Consider the following 10710-nt stretch of genomic DNA (forward strand, 5'->3'; position numbering starts at 1 on the left):
TCCCTTCCCTTCGGGAAGGGTTGGGGATGGGCTGGAGTGGGTCACCAGCCGCCGATGACCGTGCGCAGCTTCGCCCAAACCTCGTTGTCGAAGCCGGAAGACGCGAGCGCGGGTGTGCCGGCCGAATCGCCCATCCGTATAACGACCAGTCCCTGCGCGCGCGACACGTAGATCTTCTGGTCGTTCTTGCCGAGGGCGGCGAAGAGGTCGGCCGGGGCATTGGGGATCAGCGATACCGGGAACACGACCTGCGAGCCGGGCACCATTGCGCTGGCCTTTCCATTGAGCCAGGTGAGGTAGCCGTACGAGAGGTTCAGGTTCTGCGACGTGGCCACCTGCGTGTTCCACCAACCTTCGCTCACGAGCGCCGTTCCATTCCAGTTCCCTTTGTTGTAAAGCAGGAGTCCGAAGCGCGCGGCACTGCGCGGGGTGCTGTAGTAGATCTCGTTGTAGCCACCCGCTACCCAAAGCCCGTTCATCCCGATGCGGTCGCGCACCTTCGCGGCAAAGTAGGCGTTGTAGGTCTGGCCAGTGGCGCTTTCCACGACGTTGTGCAACTTCGTATGCGCGCCGTTGTGGTAGGCCCAGCGGGTACCCGCGTCGGCCTTGTATTGCAGGCAGGCCGGGGTGGTGCAGTCGTTATCCGGAACGCCGTCGTCGAGCCCCGAGGTCATCGTGAGCAGGTGACGCACGGTGATGGCGTTTTCCTTGGCAAGCGGTGCCGACGTCCAGCCGGTGCCGATGTATTGCGACACTTTGTTTGCGATGTCGATGCGGCCTTCGCCGACCGCGATGCCCGTGAGCAGCGCGGTGGCTGTTTTGCCCGCCGAGGCCCAATACCAGTTGGAGTCGGCGGTGAACGTTCCGAAATATTTTTCGTAGGCGATGCGGCCGTTCTTCAGGATGAGGAAGGCCTTTGTGTTCTTCGACTGCAGCCAGGGCGCGAGCGTGTCGAGCGCGGCTACATTCCAGCCCAAAGCGGTGGGTGAAACGGTTTCCCAGGAGTTGCCGGAGGGCGGGAAATACAGGGTCGTTGGCGGGGCGGGTGGCGGCGTGACGGGATCGGCGGTCGTATCCTTCTTTTTACAGGAAAAGAAAACGGGGAACAGGAGGAGCGGGAGGAGGCGCTTCATGCAGGAAGTTTTGGGATAGACCGGGAAGATAAGGCGGATGTTTAACCGGGAGCGCCCTGGGACGGTGAAAATACAAGGAACAGTTCGCAAGGAGCAGCACCGAAAATAAGCGTAACCCGATGATTCTCAGCGCGGATGGCCACTATGCTGTCCTGTCAGGCCGGGATGATGTTCTGTCAGGTCGGGAGATTGTTTTGTGTGCTATAGGGCTTGTTCTGCGCGCTCTGGTTTTTGATCTGTCGTCACCGGACTTTGATCCGCTCCCTCCAGCATTTGTTCCACATGCCCCAGGTGTTGATTTGCCAAGCTGTATTGTTGTTCTGTCTGTTCCGGAGGCAGTTCTGCTACTCCGCGTCGTTGGTCCAGTTCCGCCTGTTCTCGTTCCGTAGACTTCAGTGATCGATTGCACGCACTCCGAGCGCGGCGCAATATGCATGATTTTTCCGTCTGGGCGCGCTGTAGAAACCCTGGCGTCCGATGGCAGAAAGCTTTTGATAAATTATCAAGAATCCTCGCGCGCAAGAATGGTTCAATTTGCCCCTATCCTCCCGGAGCTGATCACGAAATATTCCTTTATTTTGGCGCTATGAAACCTATACTAACTGTACTCTTTACAATTGTCTCATTATTTGCTTCCGCTCAATCCAGCTGGACTGTCTATGATTATGATTCAGAAACAACAAGTTCATATAACACAGAACGTTCAAGTCGCGAGGGATCTGTTATTACAGTCTGGATAAAAACAAAACAGACAGGCACGGCTTTGATTGAAGAAAGAAAGAGCCTTAGAAAGGTATTTGGCGCGAGCTCTACCATCCCCACCAGATACTCTTATTCCATCGACAAAATGCAGTTTAATTGCTCTACAAACAGCTCGCGATTGCTGAAAAGTATTTTGTATGATAATGATGGAAAGTCTTTAGAAACTTTTGATTTTGGAGAAAGCGCGGAGTGGAATGAAACGATTCCGGATACACGTGGCAGTAATCGTTTGAATTGGTTTTGTACAAACATTCAATAATTAAACCCCGGCGCTCAGCCGGGGTTTTTCTTTCCAGCCATCAGGGCATGAAATCCGGCCAACGTAAAAGGCGCTACTAGGTGTTTCGTTCAGACCTGATTTTCGGCTCGATTGTAATTGCTTTTCGCCATTTGCCAACCATCCTAAGCGGCCCGAAAAAATGTTCGTATTTTCTTTTTCCGAAAAATTTTTTACCTTACTACCACACTAAACGCTACTGCTATATGGAACAAACCGACCTCAATCTCCTCGAATCCGCACGCAAAGTCGTCAACCACCTGGAAGCCCATGCCGGTGAATGGCGCACCTGCGACCCTGTTGCCGAAACGAAAGTGGAAATCGACGAAACGATCCGGCAAATCCGCTCCGGCGGCGATGTGCAGTCCAAAGACAGCACCGGCGCGACGGCCGACAAAGACAAGGCGCTGGAGCAGTTGGCCGACGTCACGCATGTGGCCTGCCGCCGCGGCTCCGCCCTTGCCCGGAAGAAGGGGGATCTCGGCCTCCTGGCGATTGTGAATCAAAGCGTGTCTGACCTCAAGCGGGGCGCCGAAGAAGAGGTGCTGCAGCGCCACCGCCAGGTGCGCGATGCGGTCCGGGCCCTCGTTCCCAACGATACCTACCGCATCAACGATGCCCTGGTGGAAGCCATCGACGCGGGCATCGCCACCTTTGAAAGCCTACGCGGCCAGCGCGACGAACTGGTGGCGCACCGCGTAAGCGCTACCGGCGACCTAGATGGCCTCTTTGCCCGATTGCGGGAACTGCTGACCCGCCTCGACGATGAAGTGGAAGGCCTGCTGGACAACGAAGAATTCAAGAAAGCGTATTTCACAACCCGCGTCATCATCGACCGTCCGGGCGGGCGCAAGCCTTCGGCTGAAGGCGGAGCGTAAGCCGTTTCCCTGGTAAAGACAAAGCCGCCCGATGGGCGGCTTTGTCTTTTTTTTGCATTCCCTGGGGATAACCATGTTTCGAACCTAAATGGGATGGGATTATCCGGTAACGTCCCAACTATTTCGCGGGCGGCCTCACCGAGAATTTCCATACCTCGCGGCTGCCTTTGATCAGCACAAGGCTAGTGGCGGAGAAGCTGCTGATGGTCCACATCTGCTGCTCGCCGTCGACGCTGACCACGATCGTGTGGTTCCCTTCGCCGAAGGACCAGCGGCCGTCAACTTCGAGCTTCCCGATCTTTCCCTTGTAGCCGCCGTCGGGGCGGAATTCGAGGTAGGAGCCGGCCACCAGCTCGCTGAGGAGGCGGATCTGTTCTTCGCTGCGGCCCGGCACCTCGCGGCGCAGAAAGTACCAGCGTTTGGCTACCTGCGCTTTGGTGGCGGACACCGAAGGAGGCGGCGGCGGAGGCGGCGCGGGTGCTTCGCTGCTGTCGCTGATTCCGGTGCTGCGGCGCAGGGCATAGCCGCCCTTGCGGTCCATGCGCAGCAGCAGGCTGCTGTCGGTGAGACGCAGCACGCGGGCTTCATGGGGCGTGGTGGTACCGTCCATCTGCATGCGGATCGTGCCGGTGGCGGGCGCATAGCTCCAGTCACCTTCCATTTTCGTTTTCATCAGGAAGGCCCGGAAGCGGCCGCTCGTATCAAACCGGAAATACAGGTCGGCAAACAGCGCGGAAGCTTCGCGGAGGTCTTCGCGCTCACGGCCCGCCGTGTCGATAAGGTAGTTGAAGGTCCAGGTGCCGGTCAGCGGCGGTTGCTGCGCGAAAGTGGTCATTCCGGACAGCAGCAGGAGGAGCAACAGGATTCGTTTCATTGCTGTAAAAATAAGGACGCCGGACCTTCCGGCCCGGCGCCCCTTCTGTATTCGAAATTCATTGTTCCTGGTTCACTAACCTTACTCGACGTGCACCTGCTTTTTCACCAGCGCGCCTTCACGGACTTCGGTCAGGAAGGTCCGCTCGCGCACGAGGTAGCCATTGCCTTTTTCGCAGAGGTGCACCTTGAGGTTTTCGAGCGAGATGGGGTTACCGTCGGGGATGTCGGCGATGTTGGAGTGGCGGATGTCGTGGCCGTCGAGGATCATCACGAGGCCCGAGCCGATGGCTTCCATCTGGTTGCCTTCGGTGATGAGCATGCCCGTGTCTTCGCCGAGGCCGATGCCGATGCAGCCCGGGTTGGTAGCCACCGCCTGCGCGAGGCGACCGAAGCGGCCGCGTTTTTCAAAGTGCGAGTCGATAATGACGGTATCGATAAAGCCAAGGCCGGTAGTGATCTTTACCTGTCCTTTGAGGTGTGCCTGCGCGGCATTGCCCTCGTAGATCATCGTATTGCTCATGGCCATAGCCCCGGCCGAAGTGCCCGCAATAAGGAAGGGCTCGGCCCGGTAGCGGGCGGCGAGGATCTGGCCAAAGTGGGTGCCGCCGAATGTGGCGGTAAGCCGCAGCTGGTTGCCGCCCGTGAACAGGATGGCGGCGCAGTTGAGCAGGCGGTCGATGTATTCGGGAAGGCCGGCATCGGCGCGGTCGCGGATCCGCATGACGCCCACATTGGTGCAGCCCACGCGGTTGAAGGCATCCAGGTACATGGGCCCCACCTCGTCGGGGATCATCGACGCGGTGGTGACCACCTCGATGCGGGCCTCGGCCCCGCCGGCTTCTTCCACGATACGGCGGAGGATGCCCAGCTCGAAAAAATTGAGGTTGTTGCGCTTGATCTCGCCTTTTTCCAGGTCCGTGCCTTTGTCCTCGGCTCCGCCGACGGCGATGAGTTTTCCTTTAGGATAATGGTTTGTCATATGTTATGGATGGCTCGTTCGTCGACCCATCCCCCTAGCCCCTTCCCTAAGGGAAGAGGAACAGATCCGGACCTACTCCTCCTTCCCCTAAGGAAGGAGGCCGGGAGGATGGGTCTGTGGCGGATGGGCCTCCCGCAAAGCTATTGTTTCACCTCTACCGCGCATCCACTTTTCTGTTAAACCAAAAACCAAAACGCCGAGGGCGGCGATTCCGATGCCCCAGAGGGCGAATTCGCCGGTAGACCAGAGTACGAAGCCCCAGATGGCCACCGACACAATCACGGGCAGCGGGTAAAGCGGCATCTTCCAGGGAAGGTCGCGCGTACCCCGCCGGCGCCGCAGCAGCAGCACCCCCACCCCCTGCGCCACGAACTGCACCAGGATGCGCATGGCCAGGATGGCCGAGATCGTCTCTTTCAGCGACAGGAAAAAGGTGAAGACCACCGCCAGCCCCAGGATGAACAGGAGCGACACGTAGGGGAAATCCTTGGTCGGGTGCAGCCGGGCAAAGGCCGGGAAAAAGGCGCCGTCGGCCGCCGCCGCGTAGGGCACCCGCGAGTAGCCCAGCACCACGGCAAACAGCGAAGCAAAGGCGATCCAGAGCACCAGCCCCGTGGCCACGCGGCCGGCGCCGGGGCCGTACATCCGCTCCACGGCGATGGAAGCGATGAAGTCGTAGTGCTGCGCCTCCTGCCAGGGCACTACGTAGGCCACCGCCCAGTTGAGGCAGAGGTACAGCAGCGAGATGCCGGCGATGGATAGGAAGATGCTCCGCGGGATGTTGCGACCTGGGTTGCGGATCTCTCCGCCGAGGTGGCACACGTTGTAGTAACCGAGGAAGCTGTAGATGGTCTTCACCGAAGCCGCCCCGAGGGCGGTCCAGAAGGCGCCGCTGAGGAAGTCGCCGCCGCCCGTGGGAAAGAGCGTCACGGGCACGGTAGCGTGGGTAAAGCCGCCGATGATGATCCAGCCGATGGTACCGAGCACGCCCACCCAAAGGGCCACCGACAGCCGGCCGATGGAGTCGATGCGGCGGTACAGCAGGAGCCCGATGACGGCAATGAGCCCGATGGCGACGCCCTTTTGCCCGTAGAACCCGAGGGGCGCGAAATACTGCACGTATTTGACGAAGCCGAGTGCCCCGGAGGCCACCACCAGCGGCGCCTGTATGGAGGTTTGCCAAACGAAAAGAAACGACATCAGCCGGCCCGCGCGGCCCGGGTAAGCCACTTTATGAAAGTTGTACGTGCCGCCGGCCAGCGGGTAGGCCGCACCGAGCTCGCTCCAGATGCAGCCGTCGAGCAGGGCGATGCCGGCACCGAGCACCCAGGCCCAGATATAGTAAGGGCTGTGAAAGTAGCCGATCACCAGCGGCAGCGTCACGAAGGGACCGATGCCCACCATATCGATCATATTGATGGCCGTGGCCTGCAGCAGCGAAAGGCGGCGATGGAGAGACATGCGGGCAAAACTAATCCCCGGCCAAAGAATCTATTAATCAGTTAACCACTGATGAATAGATTACCCGCCTGTTTTGACATAAGCGGTAATGCCCGCTACCAGGGTATCGAGGTCGGCGAGGGTGGTGTATACATTGGGCGTAATGCGAAGGCCGCGGAGACCCGCCCAGTCGGTGACGGTGCTGTGGATGTGGTAGCCGTTCATCAGGAAACTTTCCAGGGTCCTGGGGTCGCGGCCGTCTATCGACAGCAGTCCGATGGCGCAGCCGAAGCCCGGGGCGGTGGGCGACAACAACCGTACGCCCGGAAGCGGCCGCACGCGGTCCATCCAGTAGTTGCGGAGGTAATTGAGGCGTTCCGCCTTCCGCGCGATGCCGATCTGCGCGTTGAAAGCAAGGGCCTCCGTGGTGGCCTGCTCGATGTAAAACGGCCGGGTGCCGAGGCTCTCGAATTTCCGGATGTCGGAAGAACCCGAATCGGGATGACCGTGCAGGGGATACAACCCGGCGATCTTTTCCGGGCGCACCCACAGCAACCCTGCGCCTACCGGCGCGTAGGTCCATTTGTGCAGCGAGGTCACGAAGTAATCGGCATTCAATGCGTCGATGGAAAAGGGAAACTGGTTGAAGGAATGGGCGCCATCCACCAGCACTTCGATGCCCCGTTTGCGGGCTTCGGCGGCGATGGCCGCCACCGGCAGCACCTGCCCGTTCCAGTTGATCACGTGGGTGAGCAGGAGCAATTTCGTTTTCGGTGTAAACGCTTCGACGTACTTCCGCACGAGGTAGGCTTCTTCTTCCGAAGGCAGCTTTAGGTCCACCCAGCGGAGCACGATGCCGTCGCGGCGGGCGCGTTGTTCGAGGGTAAAGATGGCGTGGTTGTAATCCTGGCGGCAGGCCAGCACTTCGTCGCCGGCGCGCAAGTTCAGTCCGAGCAGCACGGTGTCGAGTCCTTCGGAAGCGTTGCGGTTGATGGCCACCGATGTGGCAGCACAGCCCCCGGCGGCGGCGAGGGCAGCGCGCAGCGGCTCGCGACCTTTATCGAGCTTGCGCCACAGGAAGTAGCTCGGCGCCTCGTTGCAATAGTCGAAATTTTTCTTCAGCGCCTCGGCCACGGCTTTTGGTGCCGGCGACACGCCGCCGTTGTTGAGGTTGATGAGCCCGCTGCTGCGTACAAATGAGTGTTGCACGGAACTCCAGAAATCTTCATCGCCTGCGAGCCCGGCTGGGCTGCGCCCTTCGGCCCCTTCGAGCGACCGGTGCAGGTTGCGGCTCCACGCAGGTTGCCACATACCCGCCAGTACACCCGTGGATAACCAAGAAAGATGCTGAAGAAAGGAGCGGCGCCGCATGTTGTAGAAATTAGGGACAGGTGCAGTTGGTTGTCAGACTGAAACTACGACTTCTCCGGGGGATTTACCGGCAGGGGTGGCAAACTTTTCCGCGGACCCAGGGTTTGCTACGTTTGGCGGTCATATTCGCTATATTGCTGCAAACTCGAGTTCCCTGCTATGAAGATTCTTGAATTGAAAGTGCTGCGCGGCCCGAACTACTGGAGCGTCCGCCGGCCGAAGTTGATCCAGATGAAGCTCGACCTGGAAGAGCTGGAACAAAAACCTACCAATAAGATCCCCGGCTTTCGCGAACGCATCGAAGCCATGCTGCCCTCGATGATCGAGCACCGCTGCAGCGAAAGCGTACGCGGCGGCTTTTTTATCCGCGTGGAAGAAGGCACCTGGATGGGCCACGTGGTGGAACATATCGCCCTGGAGCTGCAAACGCTCGCGGGCATGAACACGGGCTTCGGCCGCACCCGCAGCACCGGTGAGCGGGAAGGCGTGTACCACGTCATTTTCAATTACGAGGAAGAAGAAGCCGGCCTCTATGCGGCCAAGGCGGCCGTGCGCGTAGCGGAAGCCCTGACCGACGGCACGCCCTACGATGTGGAGAATGACATACAGAAACTGCGCGAGATCCGCGAGGATACCCGACTCGGGCCTTCCACCGGGTCTATCGTTTCGGAAGCGGCGAAGCGCAATATTCCCTTTATCCGCCTCAACCGCCACTCGCTGGTGCAACTTGGCTACGGCGTGCACCAGAAGCGCATCCGCGCTACCATCGCCTCCACCACTTCGAGCATCGCGGTAGACCTGGCAGGCGATAAGGAGGACACGAAGAACCTCCTCGAGGCCGCCGAAGTGCCCGTGCCCAAAGGCACCATCATCCGCAATGAAGAAGACCTGATGCAGGCCATCAGCTACGTAGGTTACCCGATGGTGCTGAAGCCCGTCGACGGCAACCACGGCAAGGGCGCCACTACCAACATTACTACCTGGGACGTGGCCGTCAAGGCACTTGCCGACGCGCAGAAATACGGCCGCGCCGTCATCTGCGAAAAGTTCATCACCGGCTTTGACTTCCGACTGCTGGTGATCAACTTCAAATTCGTGTGCGCCGCCCGCCGCACGCCCGCGGCCGTCACCGGCGACGGAAGCAGCACGATCCAGCAACTCATCGATGAGACGAATAAAGACCCGCGCCGCGGATTCGGCCACGAAAAGGTACTCACCCGCATCACGGTGGATGACTTTACGTGGAAGATGCTCCACGACAAAGGCTATACGCTCGAGACGGTGCCGCCACCCGGCGAGCTGGTGCTGCTGAAGCCAACTGCCAACCTGAGCACCGGCGGCACGTCCACCGACGTCACCGAAGAAGTGCACCCGGCCAACATCTTCATGGCCGAACGCATCGCGCGGATCATCGGACTTGACATCTGCGGCATCGACATCATGGCCGAGAACCTCTCCGACCCGCTCAATGAAAGCGGCGGCGCCGTGCTTGAGGTGAATGCCGCCCCCGGCTTCCGCATGCACGTGGAGCCATCGGAAGGCATCCCCCGCAACGTGGCCGAGCCCGTGGTGGACATGCTCTTTCCGCAGGGTGGAGACGGCCGTATTCCCATCATCGCCATCACCGGCACCAACGGCAAGACCACGACCACACGCATCACCGCGGCCATCGTGCGCGCCGCCGGCCGCAAAGTGGGTTATACCACCTCCGACGGCATCTACATCCAGAACCAGAAGATGATGGACGGTGATACTACGGGGCCTGTGTCGGCGCAGTTCGTGCTGAAAGATCCGACCGTCGACTTCGCCGTGCTCGAGTGCGCGCGCGGCGGCATCCTGCGCGGCGGCCTCGGCTTCCAGCAGTGCGACGTGGCCATCGTGACCAATATCGCCGAAGACCACCTCGGCATGGGTGGTATTAATACGGTAGAACAGATGGCCCGTGTAAAGAAGGTCGTACCGGAAACGGTGTGCACCCGCGGCTACGCCATCCTCAACGCCGACGACGATCTTGTATACAAAATGAAGGAAGGCCTCGACTGCAACCTTGGTCTCTTCTCGATGCGCGAAGACAACCCGCGGGTGCTGGAGCACTGCGCCCGCGGCGGCAAGGCCTGCATCTTCGAGAACGGCTACGTGACCATCATGAAGGAAAACTGGAAGGTGCGCGTGCTGCCGGTGAAAGACATCCCGGTAACTTACTTCGGCAAGGCGCTGCACAACATCGCCAACGTGTTGCCGGCGGTGCTGGCCACCTACCTGTTCAAGGCCGTCAGCATCGAAGACATCCGCCATGCGCTGCGCACCTTCGAGCCGTCGAGCGTGCTTACGCCGGGGCGCCTCAACTTCTTCCACCTGCGCAAGTGCAGCTTCCTTGCCGACTTCGCCCACAACCCCGCCGGGGTGCAACTGCTCAGCGACTTTGTGGGGCAGCTCGACTACCCCCAGAAGATCGGCATCATCACCGGCACCGGCGACCGCCGCGATGAAGACATCCGCGCCATCGGCGCCATCGCCGCCGGCACCTTCGACGAGCTGATTATCCGGATGGACAAAAACCTGCGCGGCCGCACCGTGGAGGAGATCGAAGCCCTCCTGCGCGAGGGCATCAACTCGGCAAACCCGTCGGTGCCCGTAACGGCCATCCACGACGAGGCCGAGGCGCTGAGCGAAGCCTATGACCGCTGCGAGCGCGGCGCCCTCGTGACGGCGCTGTGCGACAAGGTGGAAGGCACGCTGGCCAAGATCCGTACGCTGCAGGAGCAGGAGGAGCTCGGTGGACGGGTGCCCGCCTCCTGAGCGCCCCGAAGCTGGAGATCAAGCGTTTAGGCGGAAAATTTAAAAAATATTTTTGCCGCAAAAAACACAACCCTTATTTTTGCACCCTCTTTACGGATTGAGCTATGGTGTAACGGTAGCACTACAGATTTTGGTTCTGTCTGTCTAGGTTCGAATCCTAGTAGCTCAACAAATAAAAACGCCTCCTTCGGGAGG

At 59.9% G+C, this 10710-nt stretch carries 8 protein-coding genes and 1 tRNA gene; 4 read left to right on the forward strand and 5 right to left on the reverse strand.

The window, feature by feature from the left end:
- Window positions 1-41: 41 nt before the first annotated feature.
- Complete coding sequence (locus E0486_RS02930) at window positions 42-1133, reverse strand: serine hydrolase domain-containing protein (RefSeq protein ID WP_131850638.1); 1092 nt, start codon at window positions 1131-1133, stop codon at window positions 42-44.
- Between the two features lie 586 nt (window positions 1134-1719).
- Between E0486_RS02930 and E0486_RS02935 the strand changes: the two genes are divergently transcribed.
- On the forward strand, window positions 1720-2154 hold the full coding sequence (locus E0486_RS02935) for a surface-adhesin E family protein (protein WP_131850639.1): 435 nt from the start codon (window positions 1720-1722) through the stop codon (window positions 2152-2154).
- A gap of 224 nt (window positions 2155-2378) precedes the next feature.
- Window positions 2379-3050 (forward strand): hypothetical protein, encoded by a 672-nt coding sequence (locus tag E0486_RS02940; RefSeq protein ID WP_131850640.1) that lies wholly within the window; start codon window positions 2379-2381, stop codon window positions 3048-3050.
- Window positions 3051-3168: 118 nt separating this feature from the next.
- Here the strand turns inward: E0486_RS02940 and E0486_RS02945 are convergent, their stop codons facing one another.
- The 4 genes from E0486_RS02945 to E0486_RS02960 all read right to left on the reverse strand — a co-directional run bounded on the left by E0486_RS02945 (window position 3169) and on the right by E0486_RS02960 (window position 7656).
- The gene (locus E0486_RS02945; protein WP_131850641.1) at window positions 3169-3924 is read right to left on the reverse strand and encodes a hypothetical protein; all 756 of its coding nucleotides are present in this window, start codon (window positions 3922-3924) and stop codon (window positions 3169-3171) included.
- A gap of 81 nt (window positions 3925-4005) precedes the next feature.
- On the reverse strand, window positions 4006-4905 hold the full coding sequence (locus E0486_RS02950; protein ID WP_131850642.1) for a cyanophycinase: 900 nt from the start codon (window positions 4903-4905) through the stop codon (window positions 4006-4008).
- 87 nt (window positions 4906-4992) lie between these two features.
- A complete protein-coding gene (locus E0486_RS02955; protein ID WP_131850643.1) occupies window positions 4993-6366 on the reverse strand; it encodes an APC family permease in 1374 nt (457 codons plus the stop codon).
- A 60-nt stretch (window positions 6367-6426) separates the two neighbouring features.
- Window positions 6427-7656 (reverse strand): aminotransferase class V-fold PLP-dependent enzyme, encoded by a 1230-nt coding sequence (locus E0486_RS02960; protein ID WP_243697358.1) that lies wholly within the window; start codon window positions 7654-7656, stop codon window positions 6427-6429.
- 219 nt (window positions 7657-7875) lie between these two features.
- Between E0486_RS02960 and cphA the strand changes: the two genes are divergently transcribed.
- Window positions 7876-10515, forward strand: coding sequence for a cyanophycin synthetase (gene cphA, locus E0486_RS02965; protein WP_131850645.1), 2640 nt, complete (start codon window positions 7876-7878; stop codon window positions 10513-10515).
- Between the two features lie 98 nt (window positions 10516-10613).
- Window positions 10614-10684 (forward strand) — tRNA-Gln (locus E0486_RS02970).
- Window positions 10685-10710 lie beyond the last annotated feature (26 nt).

Source organism: Flaviaesturariibacter aridisoli, assembly GCF_004343705.1.
GTDB lineage: Bacteria > Bacteroidota > Bacteroidia > Chitinophagales > Chitinophagaceae > Flavisolibacter > Flavisolibacter aridisoli.

Excerpts from the sequence above, each read along its gene's own strand:
- E0486_RS02935 (WP_131850639.1), top strand. The coding sequence starts at position 1,720 with ATGAAACCTATACTAACTGTACTCTTTACAATTGTCTCATTATTTGCT.
- E0486_RS02960 (WP_243697358.1), bottom strand. The coding sequence starts at position 7,656 with ATGTGGCAACCTGCGTGGAGCCGCAACCTGCACCGGTCGCTCGAAGGG.
- E0486_RS02930 (WP_131850638.1), bottom strand. The coding sequence starts at position 1,133 with ATGAAGCGCCTCCTCCCGCTCCTCCTGTTCCCCGTTTTCTTTTCCTGT.
- E0486_RS02950 (WP_131850642.1), bottom strand. The coding sequence starts at position 4,905 with ATGACAAACCATTATCCTAAAGGAAAACTCATCGCCGTCGGCGGAGCC.
- E0486_RS02945 (WP_131850641.1), bottom strand. The coding sequence starts at position 3,924 with ATGAAACGAATCCTGTTGCTCCTCCTGCTGCTGTCCGGAATGACCACT.
- cphA (WP_131850645.1), top strand. The coding sequence starts at position 7,876 with ATGAAGATTCTTGAATTGAAAGTGCTGCGCGGCCCGAACTACTGGAGC.
- E0486_RS02955 (WP_131850643.1), bottom strand. The coding sequence starts at position 6,366 with ATGTCTCTCCATCGCCGCCTTTCGCTGCTGCAGGCCACGGCCATCAAT.
- E0486_RS02940 (WP_131850640.1), top strand. The coding sequence starts at position 2,379 with ATGGAACAAACCGACCTCAATCTCCTCGAATCCGCACGCAAAGTCGTC.